General features: G+C 42.1%; 2 protein-coding genes. One reads left to right on the top strand and one right to left on the bottom strand.

Features of this window, described 5'->3' with window-relative positions; all coding sequences use genetic code 11:
* The first annotated feature begins 244 nt into the window (after positions 1-244).
* The gene (locus tag AC3WJN_RS25455; RefSeq protein WP_005833252.1) at positions 245-601 is read left to right on the top strand and encodes a response regulator; all 357 of its coding nucleotides are present in this window, start codon (positions 245-247) and stop codon (positions 599-601) included.
* A gap of 191 nt (positions 602-792) precedes the next feature.
* Here the strand turns inward: AC3WJN_RS25455 and AC3WJN_RS25460 are convergent, their stop codons facing one another.
* The gene (locus tag AC3WJN_RS25460) at positions 793-2,025 is read right to left on the bottom strand and encodes an IS110 family RNA-guided transposase (RefSeq protein ID WP_005833250.1); all 1,233 of its coding nucleotides are present in this window, start codon (positions 2,023-2,025) and stop codon (positions 793-795) included.
* Positions 2,026-2,369: the final 344 nt, after the last annotated feature.

Genomic DNA, 2,369 nt, shown 5'->3' on the forward strand with positions numbered 1-2,369 from the left:
ATCTTCTATAAACAGCAATTTCACCCTCGGAGGAAATATTTCCTATTATTTTCAGGCGATAGTCTTTACCTAATATATATCAAGAGATTCTATCATTTATTTAGATGGATCTTTATTTTGCCAAACACAGGTATGCTCTCCTTATTACATGAATCCTTTCCAATCAAGTATTCTATTGCTATTGTTTACTCCTATTGAAAATGGGTATATGTTACTAGGACAAAAGGTTGAGGAGATGTAATTTATGGCTAGAATATTAGTCGTTGATGATGCTGCGTTCATGAGACTACGGTTAACGGACATTTTGACAAAAGGCGGGCATGAGGTAATTGGTGAGGCTGAGAATGGTTTGGAGGCAATAGAAAAATATGCACAATTAAAGCCTGATTTAGTCACAATGGATATTACAATGCCTGTGATGGAGGGAATAGATGCCGTAAAGGGCATTAAGAAAATCGATCCCAATGCATCAGTTATCATGTGTTCTGCTATGGGACAACAACAAATGGTTCTAAATGCTATTCAGGCTGGCGCGAAAGATTTTGTGGTGAAACCTTTTCAAGCAGACCGGGTACTCGATGCCATCAAAAAGATTGTCTAGGGGCTGTCCAAAAAGGGCAAATCCGCTAACGTTTAAAAATCAGAAACATTGCTATATCAACGTTTCTGACATACAAAGGGGCATCTCAAAGTCGAAATATCGACTTTTTATACGAAAATGCCCCCCCTAAAAAGCAAAAAAAGGGACGGACTACAGTTGGTTGCTAGATATATCCAAAATATGGTATTTACTTACACGACCTCAGTTGGTTCAATCATTACCTTGAACCCTTGTGATTCAATTCTCTTGATCCAATAATCAACAACTCGATCCTGATCTTGTAAGTAATCCCATCCAAACTCTTGATACGTTATGTTATTTTTCAACATGTGATATATAATACGTAATATGAGGTGAGCCGTGGCCATCGTAGCTTTTTTCTGGCCTCTTCGTTTCTGGATGCGATAAAAAAACGAAGCGAGCCGAGTGCCTTTCGATTTACTCGCGGCCCAAGCTGCCTGGCAAAGTACGGCTTTCAAGCTCCTGTTTCCCTTCGTGGTTCGGGAGCTTTTTTTCTTGCCCGCACTTTCGTTGTTCCCTGGACTTAAACCTCCCCATGATGAGAGATGGGCATCCGATGGAAAACAAGACATATCGTATCCGATTTCTGCTAGGATGACCGCCGCCGCATCCTTTTGAATCCCCGGAACGGTGATGAGTTGTTCAACAATGTCCAAATGAGGACTGAGGAGCCTGTCGATTTCTTTTTCGATTTCCCTAATTTGTTCTTCGAGATACCTCAAGTGATCGAGGTGCATCCCGATTATTTTTCGATGATGAGCTCGAACTCGACCATTCAAAGCCTCTATAAGTTGCGGAACTTTTCTTTTCAGTGATGTTTTGACTAGATCTTTTACTTGGTCTGGACTTAGCACCTCACCGTTCACAATCGATTCGAGTAAGGCTCTTCCGGATACACCGAATACATCACTCACATATGTTGTCAGCTTGATGTTGGCATCCTGCAAAATCTTGTGGATTCTGTTTTTTTCCGCCGTAGCATCACCGAGCAGCTTTCTCCGATAACGAGTGTAATCGCGTAAATCTCGAATATTTTCGGGCGGAACAAAGCTGGGAGTGATCAGCCCACAGCGGAGTAATTGAGCAATCCAAGCTGCATCTTTTACATCCGTTTTTCGACCTGGAACATTCTTGATTCTCTTAGCGTTGGCGAGTACCAATGTAAAGCTCCCTTCAAGAACGTTCCATACCGGTTTCCAGTATACTCCTGTGCTTTCCATTGCAATGTGCGTACATTCGTATTGATGGAGCCAATCGTGAAGTTCAAGGAGTCCTTTGGTAGTGGTAGAAAAAGTCTTGGTTTCTTGTTTCGGTTTTCTGTCCAAAGGACCATACATAACACATGCTACCACCGTCTCTTGGTGTACATCGAGTCCAGCACATCGTTCTAATATTGCATCCATTCCCATCACTTCCTTTGTAGAAAATGATGCAGGCCATGCACCCGAAGCAAAGTATTTTTATACACGTACTCATGGTAACAATCGGCGGTGCTCGTAGGTGCAGTCGGCCGGTTTGAGACTCGGGGTTATTGCCACCAAAAAAGTATCGGCCTGTGACCTGCTAATTTTATTATGAAATCAGCAGGTTCACAGGCCAAGTACATTTTCATTCAATGTGGTGGCTGTCAGGCCATGGTAGTTTGAGACAGCCCCTTTTTAAGTCTTATTGAATGTTAAAAAACAAACTTGGGTTCCTGTCTTAACGAGAATTATTACAGAAACTGGACGAGATTGGTCTTTGGACA

This window comes from Brevibacillus sp. FW306-2-1A-C05A, assembly GCF_058781555.1.

What these genes read in the sequence shown, in the direction of transcription:
- AC3WJN_RS25460 (WP_005833250.1), bottom strand. Translation starts at nt 2,025, where the DNA reads ATGGATGCAATATTAGAACGATGTGCTGGACTCGATGTACACCAAGAG.
- AC3WJN_RS25455 (WP_005833252.1), top strand. Translation starts at nt 245, where the DNA reads ATGGCTAGAATATTAGTCGTTGATGATGCTGCGTTCATGAGACTACGG.